Source organism: Streptomyces sp. 130, assembly GCF_007096885.1.
Lineage (GTDB): Bacteria > Actinomycetota > Actinomycetes > Streptomycetales > Streptomycetaceae > Streptomyces.
Window position 1 is genome coordinate 53,708 of sequence record NZ_VJNO01000011.1, and the last position, 19,715, is coordinate 73,422.

Annotated in this window: 17 protein-coding genes and 1 riboswitch; of the genes, 7 read left to right on the top strand and 10 right to left on the bottom strand. The window is 69.5% G+C overall.

Annotated features, from left to right (window positions below; genetic code table 11):
• Positions 1-40: 40 nt before the first annotated feature.
• From FKN01_RS12345 to FKN01_RS12385, 9 genes are all read right to left on the bottom strand, one after another.
• Positions 41-700: a trimeric intracellular cation channel family protein gene (locus FKN01_RS12345; protein ID WP_143619578.1), complete on the bottom strand. Its 660-nt coding sequence runs from the start codon at positions 698-700 to the stop codon at positions 41-43.
• Positions 701-715: 15 nt separating this feature from the next.
• The gene (locus FKN01_RS12350) at positions 716-1,882 is read right to left on the bottom strand and encodes an ABC transporter ATP-binding protein (RefSeq protein ID WP_143619580.1); all 1,167 of its coding nucleotides are present in this window, start codon (positions 1,880-1,882) and stop codon (positions 716-718) included.
• Entirely contained in the window at positions 1,879-2,967 is a 1,089-nt protein-coding gene (locus FKN01_RS12355; protein WP_143619582.1) for an ABC transporter ATP-binding protein, read from the bottom strand. The genes FKN01_RS12350 and FKN01_RS12355 overlap by 4 nt, the downstream gene beginning before the upstream one ends.
• A complete protein-coding gene (locus FKN01_RS12360) occupies positions 2,964-3,953 on the bottom strand; it encodes an ABC transporter permease (RefSeq protein ID WP_143619584.1) in 990 nt (329 codons plus the stop codon). The genes FKN01_RS12355 and FKN01_RS12360 overlap by 4 nt, the downstream gene beginning before the upstream one ends.
• Before the next feature lie 89 nt (positions 3,954-4,042).
• The gene (locus FKN01_RS12365; RefSeq protein WP_143619586.1) at positions 4,043-5,809 is read right to left on the bottom strand and encodes an ABC transporter substrate-binding protein; all 1,767 of its coding nucleotides are present in this window, start codon (positions 5,807-5,809) and stop codon (positions 4,043-4,045) included.
• Positions 5,810-5,853: 44 nt separating this feature from the next.
• Complete coding sequence (locus tag FKN01_RS12370; RefSeq protein WP_143619588.1) at positions 5,854-6,846, bottom strand: ABC transporter permease; 993 nt, start codon at positions 6,844-6,846, stop codon at positions 5,854-5,856.
• Between the two features lie 284 nt (positions 6,847-7,130).
• A complete protein-coding gene (locus FKN01_RS12375; RefSeq protein WP_143619590.1) occupies positions 7,131-7,898 on the bottom strand; it encodes an enhanced serine sensitivity protein SseB C-terminal domain-containing protein in 768 nt (255 codons plus the stop codon).
• 115 nt (positions 7,899-8,013) lie between these two features.
• Positions 8,014-8,784 carry an enhanced serine sensitivity protein SseB gene (locus tag FKN01_RS12380; RefSeq protein ID WP_143619593.1) on the bottom strand — a complete coding sequence of 257 codons (771 nt, stop codon included), beginning with the start codon at positions 8,782-8,784 and terminating at the stop codon, positions 8,014-8,016.
• Positions 8,785-8,909: 125 nt separating this feature from the next.
• Entirely contained in the window at positions 8,910-9,587 is a 678-nt protein-coding gene (locus FKN01_RS12385) for an AAA family ATPase (RefSeq protein ID WP_143619595.1), read from the bottom strand.
• Positions 9,588-9,771: 184 nt separating this feature from the next.
• Positions 9,772-9,865, top strand: a riboswitch (glycine riboswitch).
• Between the two features lie 143 nt (positions 9,866-10,008).
• Here FKN01_RS12385 and gcvT point away from each other — a divergent pair.
• From gcvT to FKN01_RS12410, 5 genes are all read left to right on the top strand, one after another.
• Positions 10,009-11,124 carry a glycine cleavage system aminomethyltransferase GcvT gene (gene gcvT / locus FKN01_RS12390; protein ID WP_143619597.1) on the top strand — a complete coding sequence of 372 codons (1,116 nt, stop codon included), beginning with the start codon at positions 10,009-10,011 and terminating at the stop codon, positions 11,122-11,124.
• 101 nt (positions 11,125-11,225) lie between these two features.
• Complete coding sequence (gene gcvH, locus FKN01_RS12395) at positions 11,226-11,603, top strand: glycine cleavage system protein GcvH (RefSeq protein WP_143619599.1); 378 nt, start codon at positions 11,226-11,228, stop codon at positions 11,601-11,603.
• A gap of 19 nt (positions 11,604-11,622) precedes the next feature.
• On the top strand, positions 11,623-12,882 hold the full coding sequence (glyA, locus tag FKN01_RS12400) for a serine hydroxymethyltransferase (protein ID WP_143619601.1): 1,260 nt from the start codon (positions 11,623-11,625) through the stop codon (positions 12,880-12,882).
• Positions 12,883-13,036: 154 nt separating this feature from the next.
• Positions 13,037-14,419 (top strand): L-serine ammonia-lyase, encoded by a 1,383-nt coding sequence (locus FKN01_RS12405; protein ID WP_143619603.1) that lies wholly within the window; start codon positions 13,037-13,039, stop codon positions 14,417-14,419.
• A 325-nt stretch (positions 14,420-14,744) separates the two neighbouring features.
• The gene (locus FKN01_RS12410; RefSeq protein ID WP_143619605.1) at positions 14,745-15,494 is read left to right on the top strand and encodes an SDR family oxidoreductase; all 750 of its coding nucleotides are present in this window, start codon (positions 14,745-14,747) and stop codon (positions 15,492-15,494) included.
• A 160-nt stretch (positions 15,495-15,654) separates the two neighbouring features.
• Here the strand turns inward: FKN01_RS12410 and FKN01_RS12415 are convergent, their stop codons facing one another.
• A complete protein-coding gene (locus tag FKN01_RS12415; protein ID WP_221939364.1) occupies positions 15,655-16,065 on the bottom strand; it encodes an NUDIX domain-containing protein in 411 nt (136 codons plus the stop codon).
• Between the two features lie 1,306 nt (positions 16,066-17,371).
• Between FKN01_RS12415 and FKN01_RS33110 the strand changes: the two genes are divergently transcribed.
• Positions 17,372-17,713 carry a hypothetical protein gene (locus FKN01_RS33110; RefSeq protein ID WP_260696860.1) on the top strand — a complete coding sequence of 114 codons (342 nt, stop codon included), beginning with the start codon at positions 17,372-17,374 and terminating at the stop codon, positions 17,711-17,713.
• A gap of 100 nt (positions 17,714-17,813) precedes the next feature.
• On the top strand, positions 17,814-19,520 hold the full coding sequence (gene metG, locus FKN01_RS12430) for a methionine--tRNA ligase (protein WP_143619609.1): 1,707 nt from the start codon (positions 17,814-17,816) through the stop codon (positions 19,518-19,520).
• Positions 19,521-19,715 lie beyond the last annotated feature (195 nt).

Consider the following 19,715-nt stretch of genomic DNA (forward strand, 5'->3'; position numbering starts at 1 on the left):
TTGTATTACTGAGCGGTAGCTTTTTGCGGCCCCGAGTGGGTCACGCCTCGTCCGCCCGTGCCGAGCGCCGGTTGTAGGCGCGCGGCGCCCGCCAGTGGAAGCGGAGCGCGAGCAGCCGCAGGACGAACGCGGTGATCACGGCCGCGCCGCTGGTCAGGGCGTTGAGCGCGTCGAAGCGGATGCAGAGCACGATCATGGTGGCGCCCACCATGGCGGGCACCGCGTACAGGTCCCGGTCCCAGCGCAGCAGCGACGGCACCTCGTTGGCCAGGACGTCCCGCAGGACACCGCCGCCGACCGCCGTGGCCAGGCCGAGCGCCGCCGACGAGGTGAGGCCGAGCCCGTAGTCGTACGCCTTCACCGTGCCGGCCACGCAGAACAGCCCGAGACCGGCCGCGTCGAAGACGTTCACGCCGACCTGGATGCGCTCCACGTGCGGGTGGAGGAAGAAGACCAGTCCGGCGGCGAGCAGCGGGGTGGTGAAGTACCCCAGATCGGTGAAGGCCGCGGGCGGCACCGCTCCGATGATCAGGTCACGGAACAGCCCTCCGCCCAGCGCGGTCACCTCGGCGAGCACCGCGATGCCGAAGACATCGAAGTTCTTGCGTACGGCGAGCAGGGCGCCCGAGATCGCGAAGACGAAGATCCCCACGATGTCGAGCGCGTGCTGGACGGAGGGCGTGAACAGTTCGTTGAGCACCGGGCAATTGTGCCCTTACTGCTCCTTCGTACCGTCCGGGGCGGGCTGGGCCGCCTCCGCGGGCTTGGCGGACGGCTCCGCGGGCGCCGACCTGACCGTGATGACGTCCGTGGCCAGCGGCGCGTCGCCCGGCACCTGGTCCTCGCCGTTCTCCGGGTGGTGGCAGGCCACCTGGTGCCCGGTCTTCAGCTGGAGCAGCGGCGGCTCGGTCGTCCCGCAGACCTTCGTCGCCTTCCAGCAGCGGGTGTGGAACCGGCAGCCGGCGGGCGGCGAGATCGGTGACGGCACATCGCCCTTGAGCAGGATGCGGTCGCTCTTGGCACCGCGCCGGCGCGGGTCCGGCACCGGCACCGCGGACATCAGCGCCTTGGTGTACGGGTGCATCGGCGCCTCGTACAGCGACTTGCGGTCCGCCAGTTCGACGATCTTGCCGAGGTACATGACCGCGATCCGGTCCGAGACGTGGCGGATCACCGACAGGTCGTGCGCGATGATCATGTACGTGAGCCCGAGCTCGTCCTGGAGGTCGTCCAGCAGGTTCACCACCTGCGCCTGGATCGACACGTCCAGCGCGGAGACCGGCTCGTCCGCGACGACCAGCTTCGGCTTGAGCGCGAGCGCCCGGGCGATGCCGATGCGCTGGCGCTGGCCGCCGGAGAACTCGTGCGGGTAGCGGTTGTAGTGCTCGGGGTTGAGCCCGACCAGCTCCAGCAGCCGCTGGACCTCCGCCTTCACGCCTCCCTCGGGCTTGACGCCCTGGAGCCGGAAGGGGGTGGAGACGATGCCGCCGACCGTGTGGCGCGGGTTCAGCGAGCCGTACGGGTCCTGGAAGATCATCTGGATGTCGCGCCGCATCGGCCGCAGCCGTCCGGCGGACAGGTGGGTGATGTCGCGGCCCTGGAATTCGACCTTGCCGCCGGTCGGCTCCAGCAGCCGGGTCACCAGCCGGCCCATGGTCGACTTGCCGCAGCCCGACTCGCCGACGACGCCCAGGGTCTCCCCGGGGCGCACGTCGAAGGTGAGCCCGTCGACCGCCTGGACCGCGCCGACCTTGCGCTTCAGGACGCCCTTGGTGATCGGGAAGTGCTTGACCAGGCCGTCCACCTTGAGGAGCGGCTCGGGGCCGGACCCGTCCGACCCGGCCGCGGCCGGCGCGGGAGTCTTCTTGTTCAGCTCAGTCACAGCTTCGGCGCAATCTCTTCGGTCCAGATCCGTTCCCGCTGCTCGCGCGACATGTGGCACGCGGAGTAGTGCCCGTCGCCGACCTGCTGCAGCTCCGGACGCTCGGTGCGGGTGATGTTGTCGGGCGGGACGTCGGCGTACGGGCAGCGCGGGTGGAAGGCGCAGCCCGACGGGACGTTGATGAGACTGGGCGGCGAGCCCTTGACGGGGATCAGCCGCTCGGTCTGCTCCCGGTCGATCCGCGGCATCGAGCCGAGCAGGCCCCAGGTGTACGGGTGCTGGGGCTCGTAGAACACCTTCTCGGCGGAGCCGCGCTCGACGCACCGGCCCGCGTACATCACGAGGATCTCGTCCGCGATCTCGGCGACGACACCGAGGTCGTGGGTGATCATGATGACCGCGGAGCCGAACTCCTTCTGCAGATCGCGGATCAGGTCGAGGATCTGCGCCTGGACGGTGACGTCGAGGGCGGTCGTCGGCTCGTCGGCGATGAGCAGCTGCGGGTTGTTGACCAGGGCCATCGCGATCATCGCGCGCTGGCGCATGCCGCCGGAGAACTGGTGCGGGTAGTCGTCGTACCGGCGGTGCGGTTCGGGGATGCCGACCCGGTCCAGCATCTCGATGGCCCGCTTCTTCGCGGTCTTCTTGTCGACCTTGTGGTGGACCCGGTGGGCCTCCACGATCTGCGCGCCGATCGTGTAGTACGGGTGCAGGGCGGACAGCGGGTCCTGGAAGATCATGGCCATCTTCTGGCCGCGCAGCCTGCGCACGCGATCGCCGCCCGAGCCGATCAGCTCCTCGCCGTCCAGCCAGATCTCGCCGCCGATCCGGGCCCGCTCCGAGGTGTGCAGGCCCATGATCCCCAGCGAGGTCACGGACTTGCCGGAGCCGGACTCGCCGACGATGCCGAGGGTCTGGCCGGCCTCCAGGTCGAAGCTGACGCCGTCCACGGACTTGACGAGGCCGTCGTCGGTGTCGAAGTGGACGCTGAGGTCGCGTACGGAGAGGAACGGGCGGCCGTCGCCCTCGCGCGGGGCCGGCACGGTCCCGGCCTGCTGGGAGTCCTTCTTGGTCGCGCCGCTCATGAGAGCCTCACCCGGGGGTCGATCGCGGCGTACACGAGGTCCACCAGCAGGTTGCAGATGACGATGAAGAAGGCCGCGACCAGGGTCACGCCCATCACCTTGGGCAGGTCGGCGGTGGTCACGCCCTGGATCGCGAAGGCGCCGAGCCCCTGGAAGGAGAAGACGCGTTCGGTGATGACCGCGCCGCCGAGGAGCAGCGCGAAGTCCATGCCGAAGATCGTGACCAGCGGGGTGAGCGCGGACCGCAGTCCGTGCTTGACGACCACCTTGCGTTCCTGGAGACCCTTGGCGCGCGCGGTGCGGATGTAGTCCTCGCCCATGGTCTCCAGCATCCCGGCCCGGGTGAGCCGGGCGTAGAGCGCGGAGTACAGCAGGGCGAGCGTGCACCAGGGCAGGACCAGGCTGCCCGCCCAGGCGACCGGGTCCTCGGTGATGGGCACGTACTCCCCGTTGCCGAAGAGCGCCAGGACCACCAGGCCGGTGAAGAACATCGGGAGGGAGACGCCGGCGAGGGCGACGCCCATGGAGAGGCGGTCGAAGAGCGAGCCCCGCTTCAGCGCGGAGACGACGCCGATCGCGACACCGGAGACGACCCAGATGACGGCGGCACCGACGGCCAGCGAGAGCGTGACCGGGACCCGGTCCACGAGCTGCGGCCAGATCTCGGTGTGGGTCTTGAACGAGTAACCGAAGCACGGGGCGTTGCAGGTGACCGGGTCCGGGCCGAACTGGTACTCGGCGCCGGCCACGATGCCCTTGATGAAGTGCCAGTACTGGAGGTACAGGGGCTGGTCCAGCCCCAGGTTCTTCTTGACCGCGGCGATGACGTCGGGGTCGGGGCTCTTCCCCACGTACTGGGCGGCCATGGAGTCGAGGGTCTGCCCGCCGAGGCGGGGCACCAGGAAGAAGATCGCGAACGTGACTGCGCTGACCACCAGCAGCAGCAACACCGCGGCGAATACGCGTCGGATGATATACGCAGCCACAGCCGTGCGGCGCCGGGCGGGTGGGGCGGGAAACCCCGCCGCCCGGCGCCTTCACCTGCCTTTCAGGGGATGCTTTTGATGAACAGGCGCTACTTGGTGGACGTCATGAGCACGTAGTCGTACATGCCGAGGTACGCGTCGGTGACGGTGACGTTCGCCGCGGAGTCCGGGCGGTAGAGCAGGTTCTTGCGGTAGAAGAGGGGAACGACCGAGGCGTTCTCCATGACCTTCTGGTCGACCTCGCCCCACGTGGCGTTGCGCTCCGCGGTGTCGACGGTCCCGATGCCCTTGACGAGGAGGTTGTTGATCCCCTTGTCGTTCAGCTCCATCAGGTTGGTGCCGCCGGAGGGCTTGATGGCCGAGCCGTTGACGATCTGGTCAAGGAAGCCGAAGCCGGTCGGCCAGTCGGCGCCCCAGGCCATCATCATCATGCCCGCGTTGTTCTTGTGGACCCAGGCCGGGACGCCCGCGAAGTCGGTGAAGTACTTGTCCGCCGGGAACTGCTTGATCTCGGCGGTGATACCGATCGCCTTCAGGCTGTTCTGGAGCTGGGTGGCGGCGGTGACCTCGTCAGGACGGTCGGAGCGCGCCGTCAGCGTGGTCTTGAAGCCGTCCGGGTGACCGCACTTGGCCAGGTGCTCCTTGGCCTTGGCCGCGTCGCCCTTGCTGCCCTCGGTCGGGTAGAGGTCGAACTTCTTGTAGCCGGCGACGGTCGGCGGGATGACCGTGCTGGCCGGGTCGCCCTTGACAGAGCCGCCGATCGAGTCGACCATGCTCCGCTTGTCGACGGCGTACTGGACGGCCTTGCGGCACTCGACGTTGTCGAACGGCTTCACGTTGACGTTCAGCGCGAGGTACTGCAGGGCGCCGGCGTACGGGTTGTCCGTCTTCGCCTTCTCCGACGACTTGGCGAGCACCTTGGGCTGGGTCTTGGACTGCAGGCCGGTGCCCGCGATGTCCGCCGTGGTCTCGTTGTTGAGCAGGTGCTCGTCGACCGTGGTGGGGTTGACGTTGAACTTCAGCTCGATCCTGTCCGGCAGCGCCTTGCGGATCGGGTCCGTCTTGGGGTCCCACTCCGGGTTGCGGACCAGGGTCGCGCCCTTGCTCTCGTCGTACGCCGAGAACTTGTAGGGGCCGGAGGAGACCATCTTCTGGACGTAGCTGGCGCCCGTGTCGGCCTTCTGCTGGATCGGGGCCGTCTGCGAGAAGGCGGCCAGGTAGTCCATGTCCGCGAACGGCTTGTTGAGGTGGAAGACGATCGTGTACTTGTCCGGGGTCTCGATGGACTTCAGGCCCTCGGGGGACTTGTCCTTGTACGGGCCCTTGTACTTGTCGCCGCCTTCGAGGTACGCCTTGAAGTACGTGGGCCCGTTGGACAGGGCCTCGGGCGCGAAGTTGGAGCGCTCGATGGCGTACTTGACGTCCTGCGAGGTGATCTCGGAGCCGTCCTCGAACTTCACGCCCTTGCGGAGCGTGTACGTCCAGGTCTTCGCGTCCGCGCTCGCCTTGCCGAGGCCGGTGGCGAGGTCGGGGACGACCTCCAGGCTCTCCTTGCCGGCGGCCGGCTTGAAGGTCACCAGCGAACGGGCGTACAGGCGGGCGAAGTTCTGCACCCAGCCGTAGTACGTGTTGCCGGGGTCGAGCGAGTCCGGGCCACTGGTGTGCTCGTAGGTGACCGTCCCGCCCTTCTTGTCGCTGGCGTTGACGATGCTCGTCAGGCCGGCGTCGGCCTTGGCGCTGCTGCCGCCGCCGCCACCGCCCTTGCCGCCGCCGTCCGAGTCCTTGCTGCACGCCGTGGCGGCGAGCGACACCGCGATCGCGACGGCCACGAGCGCCGCTGTCTTTCTGTTCTGCATGCTGAGGAAAGCCCCCTCGCTAGTCCTGTGCGGCAGTGCCGCGTTTACTTGCCACGAGGGTCGAGTGCGTCACGCAGCCCGTCCCCCAGCAGGTTGAAGGCCAGCACGGTGACGAAGATCGCCATGCCGGGGATGACCATGAACATCGGGTCCACCTCGTAGAGGTCGACCGCCTGTGTGAGCATGCCGCCCCAGGACGCCTGCGGAGGTGCGATGCCCACGCCCAGGAAGGACAGGGCCGCCTCGAACAGGATGTTCGTGGGGATCAGCAGCGTCGCGTAGACGAGGATCGGCGCGACCAGGTTGGGCAGCAGCTCGCGGAAGAGGATGAACGGCCCCCGGGCCCCCAACGATCTGGCCGCCTCCACGAATTCGCGCTCGCGGAGCGACAGCGTCTGCGCACGCACGATGCGGCCGATGTACGGCCAGCTGAAGAAGCCGATCACGAAGATCAGGACCGCGATCCGCAGCGTGAGGCCCTCCAGCCCGAAGGCGTTGCCCTGGAGGGAGGCGGAGATGGAGATCGCGAAGAGCAGCAGCGGGAAGGCCAGGAAGGTGTCCATCAGCCGGCTGATCAGGCTGTCCACCCAGCCTCCGTAGAACCCGGCCACGACACCCATGACGACGCCGATGACGACGGAGAGCAGGGTGGAGCCGACGGCGACCACGAGCGAGACCCAGGAGCCTTCGAGGATGCGCGCGAAGATGTCGCGGCCGGTCTGCGGTTCGACGCCGAACGGGTGGTCCCAGCTGATCCCGCCGAAGTCGCCCTTGGGCGCCAGCATGACGGGGTCGACCAGGCTCTGGTTGAACGCGTTGGGGTCGAGCCCGAGGAGCGACTGGAGCGGCTTGGACAGCACCGCGGTGAGGATCAGCAGGACGACGACGATGCCGCCGGCCATCGCCGCCTTGTCCCGCTTGAAGCGGGTCCAGGCGATGCGGCCGAGCGAGCGGCCCTCGATCTCCTTGCGGCCCGCGCCCTCCAGCACCGCTTCGGGCCGCGTATCCGCCCTGGTGGTCTCGATAGGTGCCGTCATTGCGCTGGAGACCCCTCTCGGCCGGCGGCGGCCGGCCCGTCACCGCCGCGATAGCGGCTCGTACATGCCTAGTTGCGTGGGAGTCTTCAGCCACTGCGCGCACACCCGCCAGACCTGACGGGGAATGTTTGCTCAAACGTGATGACGCCAGAACGCAACCGGTATCCGAACAGCCGGACTCGGCAATCGGGCCTCTCGGCCGCAAAACAGCGATAACGAACACTTCGCGCGCGGACCGCGAAGCGCCCGCGGCGCCCCCGGACCGCCGGAGGACTGGCGCGGGCTCAGTACGCGGGCGCCTGGGGGTAGCCGTAACCGGGCGCGGCGTGCGCCTCGCGGTCGTAGAAGGGGCGGGAGTTGGCGCGCAGCCACATCGCGACCGGGTCGTACTCGTCGGACATCGCGACCGTGGAGACCGGCAGCCCCTCGGGGACGGCACCGATCGACTGGCGCATCATCCCGCGCACCGCGTCGACCGACGGCCCGCTGGTGTCGTACAGGTCGAGGCCGACGGCGAGATACGGGACGCCGAGCGCGGGCTGCACCCAGGCGCGGCGCAGCGAGCGGATCGCGGGGGTGTGGTGGGCGTTCTGCGTGAGCTGGGCGTAGAACTGCGGGAGCTGGATGGCCGGTTCGCTGATCCGCAGCGGGCCGGCGGGCATCCGGTCGAGGCCGGTCGCGATGCGGCGCAGGTCCAGCCAGGGGATGCCGACGCCGCCGCCCGGGGCGTGTGGATTGAGCCAGACGCCCCAGCGGTCGGGGTAGAGGGCGCGCGCGACGTCCAGACCGGCGACCACCTCGTGGTCCCGGCTCCAGCCGCTGGCGGCGAGCTCCTGGGGGGAGGTGACGCACGGGGCGTAGCCGAGGCCGTCGACCTCCATGTTCCCGTACTGGGCGTCGGGGGCGCCGGGGCGGCCGTGCCAGAGGAGCATCCAGACCCGGCCGGCCGCCAGGGCGCGGAGCAGCGCCTCGTACGCGTCGTAGCGCCCGGGCGCGACCTGTCGCAGCGTGTGCTCGACCTGACCGGCCGCCGCGGTGCCTGACGCGCTCACCCTGGGTCCCGCCCCTCGTAGATCCTCTGCTTCGGCCACCGGGCATCGGCCTTCAGCCATCAAACCAGCTTATGCGGCCGCACTGTCACCGGCTTGACGCCACGGCCGCCCCCCGTCACTCCGGGGCGCGCGTGTAGAAGGGCCGCACCCGCTCGCGCATCCAGTCGGCGACCGGGTCCTGCGCCACGTCGAGGAGCACCAGATTGACCGGCCACGGCACCGCGACGCGGCCCAGCGCCCGGCCCAGGGCGTCCATCGGGGCGCTCTGTCCGGCGCCGTCCCAGGTGGAGAACTCGACGCCGACGAAGAGCACGGGGTCGTCGCCCTCGATGCTGGCGAGGGCGCGGCGGGCGGTGCGGACTACTCCGCTCTCCTGGAACTCGCCGGCCGCGGCGGCCAGGAAGTCGACGGGCTCCTCCTTCCAGTCCGGCTCGTACAGCCGGACCCGGCCCCCGGTGGCCGGGCCGTCGAGCGGGGTGCGCCCGGCCCGGCACAGCTCGGCGACGGCGGGCGGGGGCAGCGGCATGCCGACGGCGCCGCCCGGGTTCACGGCGATGCCGAGCTGCGGGGGCAGGCCGCGGGCGAACTCGACGGCGGGGGCGACGGTGAAGGACATCCGGTCGCCGACGCAGGTGAGGAACTGGTGCTCGGAGCTGTAGACGGGGACGTACGCGGCGCCGTCGATCTCCAGCGCGGGCAGGTCGAGCTGCCCGGCGTCGGGTCCGCCGCCGCCCGGCAGCGGCACCCAGACGTGGCTGCGGCCGAGCACCTCCAGCAGGCGGCCGCCCGCCTCCGGGACGCCGAGCGAGGCGCCAAGGACCTCTTCGAGTTCATTGGCCGGCCAGCCGCCCCGCGGCAGGCTCCCGGCCTGTGCCGGAATGTCCACTGCTTCCCTCTCGCCCCGTTGCCGTGCAGCAAGAGGGTACGGCCTCGCCCGGTCTCCGTCGCTGTCAGGGGCTGTCCGGAAACCGTCCGTACCCGGCTACTGTCCGGCTGTTGGACGGTCCGGTTTCAGCCGTCGGGCTGTGCTTCTGCGAACGTGATGCGGGTGATCGCCCCGGCCGCCTCGCGGTCGAGCAGCACCGCCGAGGCGCAGCCGCGCGGCAGCAGCCCCGCCTCGGTGTCCCGCAGCAGCCGCCCCACGGCTCTGCGGTGCCGGGCGAAGGCGTACGCGGAGACGCCCCGGCCGCGCTCGCGCTGGCCCTCGCGCGCGGTCCGGGCGGAGACGTCCAGCAGGACCAGATGCAGGCGGGTGCCCCGGCGCCGGGCATGGCGGGCGAGCCGGGCGCGGACCCAGCTCTGCGTACCGCAGTCGTGGACGACGACGGGGGCGCCGGAGCGCAGCACCCGCCGCAGGCCGCGATAGTGGGCGAGGCGCACGAGCGGGCGGTAGAGGACGTACGGGAGTAAGCGGGGGAGCCGGCGGGCCCAGCGGTCCCGGGTGTCCTGGGAGTCGACCGCGTACGCCGGGGCGGTGCGGGAGATCAGGGTGGACTTGCCGCTGCCGGGGAGCCCGGAGACCACCACGATGTCCCCGGCGGCGAAGCGCAGGGCGGGCGGGCCGGCCCGTCCCCGCAGGTCGCGGACGACGGGCGGATGGGTGCCCACCGCCTGCCGGGGCGGTGAGCCGGACTGCGCGGGCAGCGCGGTGCTCGTGGTTCCCGCGGTCGTCGCGTAGCGCAACGTCATCGCCTCCCCCTGGCCGTACGGCCGACGCGTGCAGGACCGGTATCTACCCCGGAAGTGTAAAGAAAAGGTAATGCGGCACAACCGTGCGACCCGCCGCGAAAGCGTGACGGGCCCCACCGGTCCCGGGGCCCCACTCCCCCGGAACGCGTGCGATGATGACCCCGCCAACTGCATACAGGCCGCTTGAATCCGCGCGGGAGAGTCCCGGTCACCGCGCCGGGCGCCGAAGGAGCAAGATCCTCCCTTGAATCTCTCAGGCCCCGTACCGCGTGGATGAGGCATATCTGAAAAGCGAGCCGCCCGGCGGCTCCACCCAAGGTGCAAGCCGACCCTCGCGGGGCCTCTCGGCGAACCTCTCAGGTTCCGATGACAGATGGGGAGGGATCGCCCTCGCCGTCGTCATGCCCTGGGAGCCCGTTTCATGAGCAGTACCCCCCGCCTCACCGCCCTGGACGCGTTGCACCGTTCGCTGGGCGCCACGATGACCGACTTCGCGGGCTGGGACATGCCGCTGCGGTACGCCAGCGAGCGCGACGAGCACAACGCCGTCCGCACCAGGGCCGGCCTCTTCGACCTGTCCCACATGGGTGAGATCACGGTCACCGGCCCGCAGGCCGTGGACCTGCTGAACTACGCGCTGGTCGGCAACATCGGCACGGTCTCGACGGGCCGGGCCCGCTACACCATGATCTGCGCCGAGGACGGCGGCATCCTGGACGACCTGATCGTCTACCGCCTCCAGGACACGGAGTACATGGTCGTCGCCAACGCCGGCAACGCCCAGCTCGTCCTGGACACGCTCACCGAGCGCGCCGCCGGCTTCGACGCCGAGGTCCGCGACGACCGCGACGCCTACGCGCTGCTCGCGGTGCAGGGCCCCGAGTCCCCGGCGATCCTCGCGGCGGTGACCGACGCCGACCTGGACGGCCTGAAGTACTACGCCGGGCTGCCCGGCACGGTCGCCGGGGTGCCCGCGCTGATCGCCCGTACCGGCTACACCGGCGAGGACGGATTTGAACTGTTCGTCGCGCCCGGCGACGCCGAGCGGCTGTGGCAGGCGCTCACCGAGGCGGGCGCCGCGCACGGCCTGGTCCCGTGCGGCCTGTCCTGCCGTGACACGCTGCGCCTGGAGGCGGGCATGCCGCTGTACGGGCACGAGCTGACGACCTCGCTGACCCCGTTCGACGCCGGGCTCGGCCGGGTCGTGAAGTTCGAGAAGGACGGCGACTTCGTCGGCCGCGAGGCGCTGGAGGCCGCCGCGGAGCGCGCCGAGACCGCCCCGCCCCGCAAGCTCGTCGGCCTGGTCGCCGAGGGCCGCCGGGTGCCGCGCGCCGGGTTCCCGGTCGTGGCCGGCGGTCAGGTCATCGGCGAGGTCACCTCGGGCGCCCCCTCCCCCACCCTGGGCAGGCCGATCGCCATGGCGTACGTCGACGCGGCACACGCCGAGCCGGGCACCGCAGGAGTCGCGGTGGAGATCCGAGGCAGCCAGGAGCCGTACGAGGTCGTGGCGCTCCCCTTCTACAAGCGCAAGAAGTAGAACCGTAGGACCCGGCCGGTGCCGCGTACGTGACGCGGTCCCGTCTCACACCGCAAGACCACCGTTCATCCGCACTCCCCGCGTACAGGAGAATTCAGACCATGAGCAACCCCCAGCAGCTGCGGTACAGCAAGGAGCACGAGTGGCTGTCGCCCGCCGAGGACGGCGTGGCCACGGTCGGCATCACCGAGCACGCGGCCAACGCGCTCGGTGACGTCGTCTACGCCGACCTCCCGGAGGTCGGCGCCACCGTGACCGCGGGCGAGACCTGCGGCGAGCTGGAGTCGACCAAGTCGGTCAGCGACCTGTACTCCCCGGTGACCGGTGAGGTCACGGAGTCCAACCAGGCCGTCGTGGACGACCCCTCGCTGGTCAACTCCGCTCCGTTCGAAGGCGGCTGGCTGTTCAAGGTACGTGTCGCGGAGGAGCCGAAGGACCTGCTCTCCGCCGACGAGTACTCCGAGTTCTCCGGCAACTGAGACCCCAAGGGACCACCTGATGTCGCTTCTCAACTCCTCCCTCCACGAGCTGGACCCGGACGTCGCCGCCGCCGTCGACGCCGAGCTCCTGCGCCAGCAGTCCACGCTCGAAATGATCGCCTCGGAGAACTTCGCTCCGGTCGCGGTCATGGAGGCGCAGGGCTCCGTCCTGACCAACAAGTACGCCGAGGGCTACCCCGGCCGCCGCTACTACGGCGGCTGTGAGCACGTCGACGTGGTCGAGCAGATCGCGATCGACCGGATCAAGGCGCTCTTCGGCGCCGAGGCCGCGAACGTCCAGCCGCACTCCGGTGCGCAGGCGAACGCCGCCGCGATGTTCGCGCTGCTGAAGCCGGGCGACACCATCATGGGCCTGAACCTGGCGCACGGCGGTCACCTGACCCACGGCATGAAGATCAACTTCTCCGGCAAGCTCTACAACGTGGTCCCGTACCACGTGGACGACACCGGTGTCGTGGACATGGCCGAGGTGGAGCGCCTGGCCAAGGAGGCGAAGCCGCAGCTGATCGTCGCCGGCTGGTCCGCGTACCCGCGTCAGCTGGACTTCGCCGCCTTCCGCCGCATCGCGGACGAGGTCGGCGCGTACCTGATGGTCGACATGGCGCACTTCGCCGGTCTGGTCGCCGCGGGCCTGCACCCCAACCCGGTGCCGCACGCCCACGTCGTCACCACCACCACGCACAAGACCCTCGGCGGTCCGCGCGGCGGTGTGATCCTCTCCACCCAGGAGCTCGCCAAGAAGATCAACTCGGCGGTCTTCCCGGGTCAGCAGGGCGGCCCGCTGGAGCACGTGATCGCGGCCAAGGCGGTCTCCTTCAAGGTCGCGGCGGGCGAGGAGTTCAAGGAGCGCCAGCAGCGCACCCTGGAGGGCGCCCGCATCCTGGCCGAGCGCCTGGTCCAGCCCGACGTCACCGAGGTGGGCGTCTCCGTCCTGTCCGGCGGCACCGACGTGCACCTGGTCCTGGTGGACCTGCGCGACTCCGAGCTGGACGGCCAGCAGGCCGAGGACCGGCTCCACGAGATCGGCATCACGGTCAACCGGAACGCCGTCCCCAACGACCCGCGCCCGCCGATGGTCACCTCCGGCCTCCGGATCGGCACCCCGGCCCTGGCCACCCGCGGCTTCCGCGCCGAGGACTTCACCGAGGTCGCCGAGATCATCGCCTCGGCCCTCAAGCCGTCCTACGACGCGGACGGCCTGAAGGCCCGGGTCGCGAAGCTGGCCGAGAAGTTCCCGCTGTACCCCGGCCTGAAGTAGCCGACCCGGCGCGTTCGCGCTTCCGGATGGGGCACCCCGCACACTGAACAGTGGGCGTGGTGCCCCATCCCTTGTCACCCGCACGTCGGGCCGACCCGGCCCGTACCGCACTACCCGGCAGACAACGGCGTCTACCAACCCTTAGGAGTCCCCCGTGGCCATCTCGGTCTTCGACCTGTTCTCGATCGGCATCGGCCCGTCCAGCTCCCATACGGTCGGCCCCATGCGCGCGGCCCGTATGTTCGCGCGCCGCCTGAAGAACGAGGGCCTGCTCGCCCACACCGCCTCGATCCGGGCCGAGCTCTACGGCTCCCTCGGTGCCACCGGCCACGGCCACGGCACCCCCAAGGCGGTCCTGCTCGGCCTGGAGGGCGAGTCCCCGCGCACCGTCGACGTCGAGACGGCCGACGAACGCGTCGAGGCGATCCGCACCGGCGGCCGGATCAGCCTCCTCGGCATGCACGAGATCCCCTTCGACGCGGACGAGCAGCTGGTCCTGCACCGCCGCAAGGCGCTCCCGTACCACGCCAACGGCATGACCGTCTTCGCGTACGACACCGAGGGCGCCCCGCTCCTGGAGAAGACGTACTACTCGGTCGGCGGCGGCTTCGTCGTGGACGAGGACGCCGTGGGCGAGGACCGGATCGTGCTCGACGACACGGTCCTGAAATACCCCTTCCGCACCGGCGACGAACTGCTGCGCCTCGCCCGCGAGACCGGTCTGTCGATCTCCTCGCTGATGCTGGAGAACGAGCGCGCCTGGCGCACCGAGGAGGAGATCCACTCCGGGCTCCTCGGCATCTGGCGGGCCATGCAGGCGTGCGTGACGCGCGGGATGTCCCGCGAGGGCGTCCTGCCCGGCGGCCTCAGGGTGCACCGCCGCGCCGCGAAGACCGCCCGCCAGCTGCGCGCGGAGGGCGACCCGCAGACGCACGCCATGGAGTGGATCACCCTCTACGCGATGGCGGTCAACGAGGAGAACGCGGCGGGCGGCCGCGTGGTCACCGCGCCGACGAACGGCGCGGCCGGCATCATCCCGGCCGTCCTGCACTACTACGTGAACTTCGCGGCGGGCGGCGCGACGGAGGCCGAGAAGGACGACAGCATCGTCCGCTTCCTGCTGGCGGCCGGCGCGATCGGCATGCTGTTCAAGGAGAACGCCTCCATCTCCGGCGCCGAGGTCGGCTGCCAGGGCGAGGTCGGCTCCGCCTGCTCCATGGCCGCCGGCGCCCTCGCCGAGGTCCTGGGCGGCACCCCCGAGCAGGTGGAGAACGCCGCCGAGATCGGCATGGAGCACAACCTGGGCCTCACCTGCGACCCGGTCGGCGGCCTCGTCCAGATCCCGTGCATCGAGCGCAACGGCATGGCCGCGGTGAAGGCGGTCACGGCGGCGAAGATGGCCCTGCGCGGCGACGGCAGCCACAAGGTCTCCCTGGACAAGGTCATCAAGACGATGAAGGAGACCGGGGCGGACATGTCCGTCAAGTACAAGGAGACGGCGCGGGGCGGGCTCGCGGTGAACATCATCGAGTGCTAGGCGGGAAGGCCCCGACCAGCGCTTTCGTATCTTTCAGCGTTGTCGGGGCCTTCCCTGCTCACGCGACGGAAAACCCCTGGAACCTCCCTGGGACAGACGTGAAAGTCCCTGAAAAGTCCCTTGGATATCCTCCGGAGACTTCGCTGCTTGCGGTTGAATACGGCCGACATCAGGACCGAGCCGGCGCTCTCGCCGTCTGAGGCCATGAGTGCAGCGGGCACAGCCAGGTAGCGGGACCTGCGATTACGAGACCGAGAGCGATCGTGACGCGCGGTGCCGCACCATGCTTCCCCCCTGGAACCCGATCTATGGAGGAGAACCCGTCTTGAAGATCGCCATCGTGGGGGCCACCGGCACCGCCGGCCGTGCCGCCACCTTCGCTGCGCAGCAGGCCGGACATGAGGTTCTCGCCTTGTCGCGCGCCACCGGGGTCGACCTGCACACCGGTGCGGGCCTCGTCGAGGGCATCCGCGGCGCCGACGTGGTCATCGACACTTCCAACGCCTTTCCCGCCACCGGCGACGCCGACCTGGTTGCGACCTTTGCCGATGCCACAGACCGACTCATAGCCGTCTGCAAACAGGTCGGGGTGCAGCGCCTGGTGCACCTGTCGATCTGCAACATCGACGACCCTGTCTTTGACCAGTTCGACTATTACCTCGCCAAGCGCGCACAGGAACAGGCCCTGAACAAGACCGACCTGCCGCACACGATCATCCGCTCAGCTCAATGGATGGAATTCGCCCTCAACCCCGGTGCGGTCACACAGACCGAGACCGAGGTGCGGGTTGAGGACTGGCTCATCCAGCCCGTCGCCGTGACCACCGTCGCCCAGGTCCTCATCGAGGCCGCCACCGCCGATTCCCGCGACCGCCAGGTCGCCGGTGCCGAACAGGTCCGCCTGCCCGACTTAGCCCGTGCCCTGCTCGAAGCCACCGGCGACGCCCGGCCTGTCACCGCCGCCCCACCCAGCCTTCCCGCCCTGGCCGAGGGCGTTCTGCTCGCGCCCCCTGGAGCAGAACTCCTCGGACCCAGCGTGAACGAGTGGGTGGGCAGCCAACAGAACCCGGCCTGACCAGCCGAGCGACTGACCCATCAGAGCGGCCGGCGACCACCGGCCCCTCTTCTCGCCCTACCGGAGTGCGGACCTCCCACGCCCCCGCACTCATCCCACCGCTACCGCCTCAGAGCGCTCGACCTCCGCCGCCATGAAATATGCCCCTCCGGCCCATATTTCACAGATCGGGGAGAAGCCGCAGCACCTCCCGGACGGCGGGTGCGCACAGGTCGGACTGCTCTTTGCTCACCCAACCCATCTCGGCAATCTCACCCCCGACCTGTGGAACTCCATCTGCTTCTCCGGTGAAGCACCGCATGCTCAGCTGGACTCCCGGCTGCGCATGCGCCGGTGCCGACACCGTGCCAAAGTGCACGAGGGTGGACGATTGAAGCTTGAGCCCCAACTCTTCGCGCACCTCGCGGACGAGGGCCTCTTCCGGAGATTCCCCCGGCTCCAGCTTTCCGCCGGGTAGATAGAACGCGTCACGCCCCTTAGTCCTGACGACGAGAAGTCGACCCCCCTCACAGGAGATCCAGCCGACGGAGTCAAGAGTTCGCTGTTGTGTCATGTCCACTTCGCTACTCATGGTGTCCTGGTTCGGAAGAGCGCGGAAATCTCCATGCGGTCTTGCGCCACGACCTAGGATTCCGGATGTCGTCGCACGAGAAGCCCCTGCTGAGCCATGTCCTGACCTACGAGGCACTTCCCGAAGTCCCCTACCGCGTTAGCCAGCGCTCCTGAAAAAACGAGGGTAGAACCCGTAAGGGGGCCACGCCGCCCAACTTCGGCCGAAAGTCGCCCGGTGAGGGCGGAAGAGGAAACCGATGGTTCACAAGCGCGATCCTCCTCTACTTCGCCAACAGTTCGGATCCGGTGAAGACGCTACGCACGGGTACACCCGCAGCAGTGATGGGGCCCGCGCCTCCGCGGTCAACCAGGAGGAGCACCCCCGCGACGTCCGCGCTCTGATCATGGACAGCTTTGATGGCTACGAGTGTCGAAGAGCCCGTCGTGGACGTGTCCTCGACGAGCAGAACCTGCTTGCCGCTGAGGTCGACTCCCTCCACACGCTTGCCGAGTCCATGTTTCTTGGACTCCTTCCTGATGGCAGCAGCGGGCAAGTGCCGACCTGCGGTCTGTGCGGCGGACATGGCGGCAAGGGCGAGCGGCACAGCTCCCAGCACGGGTCCCGCGACAGCCCAAGGCAGCACTACTCACAAGGGTCGAGGAATCGACGGCAGAGGTGATCTGGGGACATTTGTCCTCGATCCTCGGCAGTGCCGTCGACGACCAGCGTCTGCTGCGCAACCCGATGAAGATGAAGAACAGCGTCAAGCCCCCACGTGCGATCGACAGCAAGGCCAAGGCGTGGTCACGTGAGGTCGTCGACGCCGTCCGCGGAGCTGCAGGAGCGTTACCAGATCGCGGTCGACCTCGGCATCGGTCTCGGGCTGCGCCAAGGCGAGCGGTCGGTCTCGCCGAAGAGGACTTCGACTTCGCGGCCGGCGTCGTTCACGTCCGCCGCCAGTTCAGGTGGGACATCAAGGGGCGCCCCTACTTCTCGATCCCCAAGGGGCGCAAGATCCGCGAGGTCCCGCTGCCGGCCAACCTGGCGGTGAGGGCGCGCTCTCACTTCCGCCGGTTCCCGTCGACTCCCTGCACGCTGCCGTGGCGGAACCCCGAGGCTCCGACCACCACGCTTGAGGAGCGTCAACGGAAGCCGATTACCGTCGATTTGATTTTCACCTCGTCGCACGGCAACCGCACCTGGAACGACCGCAGCTGGAAGCGTGCGCTCGCCGCTGCCGGGCTGATCAAGCCCGTGGGTGAGAAGGTGCGGCACGACGGCAACCGAATCCGCCGGGTTGCGCGCTGCCGCCCCACGCGAGGACATGTTCCACGTCCTCCGTCACACCTACGCGAGCGTGCAGCTGGAGGCCGGCGAGTCGGTCGTCAGCCTGTCCAAGTGGCTCGGGCACTCGACGCCGAAGGTCACGCTCGACCACTACGCTCACTTCATGCCCGGTGCGGGGCACCGTGGGCTCGCCGCGATGGACGCCTGGCTGCGGGACCCCTCCCGGCCGAAAGTCCCTGAGAAGTCCCTGCGGACCTGGATCGCCCCTCGGACACCCTGGAACATGCAGGTCAAGGGCATGGCGCGCCAGGGTGCCGACATGTCCAAGTACAAGGAGACGGCGCGGGGCGGGCTCGCGGTGAACATCATCGAGTGCTGAGGGCGCCGGAAATCCGGTAAAGGGGGGCGTTCCCCGTTCGATAGGATGCAGACGCCTGCGACAGAGGCACCGGCACCGTAGAAATTGGGAGCATCCGACGATGACTCGACACCTGATCACCAGCGCGCTTCCCTACATCAACGGGATCAAGCACCTGGGGAACCTGGTCGGGTCGATGCTCCCGGCGGACGTCTACACGCGGTATCTGCGCCAGCGGGGCGAGGAGGCGCTGTACATCTGCGCCACCGACGAGCACGGCACCCCGGCGGAGCTGGCCGCGAAGGCGGCCGGGCTGCCGGTGGCCGAGTTCTGTGCGCAGCAGCACGACGCGCAGAAGGCGGTCTACGACGGGTTCGGGCTCGCGTTCGACTACTTCGGGCGCAGCTCCTCCGCCGAGAACCGCGAGATCACCCAGCACTTCGCCCGCAAGCTGCACGAGAACGGCTTCATCGAGGAGCGGGCGGTCCGCCAGGTCTTCTCGATCGCCGACGACCGCTTCCTGCCGGACCGCTACATCGTCGGTACGTGCCCGCACTGCGGGTACGACAAGGCGCGCGGCGACCAGTGCGAGAACTGCACCCGGGTCCTGGACCCGACGGACCTGATCGAGCCGCGCTCCGCGATCAGCGGCAGCAGCGAGCTGGAGGTCCGGGAGACCAAGCACCTCTTCCTCCTCCAGTCGAAGCTGTCCGGCGACGTCGAGGCGTGGATCGACGAGACCAGCGACGAGTGGCCGCACCTGGCGTCCTCGATCGCCCGCAAGTGGCTCACCGAGGGCCTGCACGACCGGTCGATCACCCGCGACCTGGAGTGGGGCGTGCCCGTGCCGGCCGACACCTGGCCGGAGCTGGCGGCCGAGGGCAAGGTCTTCTACGTCTGGTTCGACGCCCCCATCGAGTACCTCGGTGCGACGAAGGAGTGGGCGGACCTGGAGCCGGAGAGCCGGGACTGGAAGTCCTGGTGGTACGAGGCGTCCGACGTCCGGTACACGCAGTTCATGGCCAAGGACAACGTCCCGTTCCACACGGTGATGTTCCCGGCCATGCAGATCGGCACCCGTGAGCCGGTCAAGCGGGTCGATCACGTCAAGGCGTTCAACTGGCTGAACTACTACGGCGGCAAGTTCTCGACGTCGCAGCAGCGCGGCATCTTCTCGGACACCGCCCTGGAGCTGCTGCCCGCCGACTACTGGCGCTACTTCCTGATGGCGCAGGCCCCGGAGTCGGACGACACGTCCTTCACCTGGGAGCTGTTCGCCACCTCGGTGAACAAGGACCTGGCCGACACCCTCGGCAACTTCGTGAACCGGGTGCTCTCCTTCTCGCGCAAGCGGTTCGGCGACGAGGTGCCGGCGGGCAAGGAGGCCGGGGACGCCGAGCGGAAGCTGGGCGAGGAGATCGCGCGGCTGCTCGCGGAGTACGAGGGCCACATGGAGGCGCTCCAGTTCCGCAAGGCGGCCCAGGCCCTGCGCGCCCTGTGGAGCGCGGGCAACTCCTACCTGGAGGAGAAGGCCCCCTGGCTGGAGATCAAGACGGACCAGGAGGGCGCCGCGCTCACCCTGCGCACCGCGATGAACCTGATCCACCTGTACGCGGTCGTCTCTGAGCCGTTCATCCCGTCGTCCGCTCGGGCCATGCGCGAGGCGTTCGCCCTGGCGGACGACACGGCGACCTGGGTGGGCGCCGACGAGGCCCGCGCCCTGGCGTCCGTGCCGGCCGGGACCGCCTTCACGGTGCCGCCGGTGCTCTTCGCCAAGATCACCGACGAGGACCTGGAGGCGTGGCGCTCGCGCTTCGGCGCCCAGTAGTCCCGCACAGTCGTACGTCGTCGCCCGGCCGGGTCCTTCCGGCCGGGCGACTTCGCGTTCGGGGCCGCCCCCTGCCGAAGCTTCCTCTGCCGGAGCTTCCCCTGCCGGATCCTCCTCTGCCGGAGTTTCGAAATGTTTCGGGACGTTGACCGAAAGTTCCGGTGGCGCTAGCCTGCCGCATGCCCGGCCGGGGCA

Coding starts and splice junctions, on each gene's coding strand:
- FKN01_RS12355 (WP_143619582.1), bottom strand. CDS start 2,967: ATGAGCGGCGCGACCAAGAAGGACTCCCAGCAGGCCGGGACCGTGCCG.
- FKN01_RS12365 (WP_143619586.1), bottom strand. CDS start 5,809: ATGCAGAACAGAAAGACAGCGGCGCTCGTGGCCGTCGCGATCGCGGTG.
- FKN01_RS12370 (WP_143619588.1), bottom strand. CDS start 6,846: ATGACGGCACCTATCGAGACCACCAGGGCGGATACGCGGCCCGAAGCG.
- FKN01_RS12385 (WP_143619595.1), bottom strand. CDS start 9,587: ATGACGTTGCGCTACGCGACGACCGCGGGAACCACGAGCACCGCGCTG.
- gcvT (WP_143619597.1), top strand. CDS start 10,009: ATGAGCAGTACCCCCCGCCTCACCGCCCTGGACGCGTTGCACCGTTCG.
- gcvH (WP_143619599.1), top strand. CDS start 11,226: ATGAGCAACCCCCAGCAGCTGCGGTACAGCAAGGAGCACGAGTGGCTG.
- glyA (WP_143619601.1), top strand. CDS start 11,623: ATGTCGCTTCTCAACTCCTCCCTCCACGAGCTGGACCCGGACGTCGCC.
- FKN01_RS12415 (WP_221939364.1), bottom strand. CDS start 16,065: ATGAGTAGCGAAGTGGACATGACACAACAGCGAACTCTTGACTCCGTC.
- FKN01_RS33110 (WP_260696860.1), top strand. CDS start 17,372: ATGTTCCACGTCCTCCGTCACACCTACGCGAGCGTGCAGCTGGAGGCC.
- metG (WP_143619609.1), top strand. CDS start 17,814: ATGACTCGACACCTGATCACCAGCGCGCTTCCCTACATCAACGGGATC.